This is a genomic window from Pseudomonas sp. 65/3-MNA-CIBAN-0223, from assembly GCF_040310425.1.
GTDB lineage: Bacteria > Pseudomonadota > Gammaproteobacteria > Pseudomonadales > Pseudomonadaceae > Aquipseudomonas > Aquipseudomonas gregormendelii.
The window spans coordinates 1-230 of record NZ_JBEOPV010000385.1 but is presented as its reverse complement, the minus strand read 5'-3'; the positions used below and the strand labels follow the sequence as shown (position 1 = coordinate 230).

The following is a 230-nucleotide window of genomic DNA, read 5'->3' as shown; positions in this document are numbered from 1 at the left end:
CGTTGAGGCTCTCCAGCACCGTTTCCCGCGCCTCGCCCGCCGGGGCGAAGATGAACAGCAGCAGCCAGGCCAGGGTGCCGAAGAACAGCGTGACCTTGGCCTTGTTTACATGGGTTATTTCTTCGAGCACGACACCAAGCAGTGCCGCCACCGCCAGTGCGATCAGCACGTACGTCAGCAATACAGGCATAACTCACCTAATGGGGAACTAAGGAAAGGGACTTGTGCAC

At 58.7% G+C, this 230-nt stretch carries 1 pseudogene; it reads right to left on the bottom strand.

Annotated elements, in window-relative coordinates:
* Positions 1-190: pseudogene (locus AAEZ09_RS29310) on the bottom strand (sodium:proton antiporter); the annotation flags it as partial.
* Between the last annotated feature and the right edge of the window lie 40 nt (positions 191-230).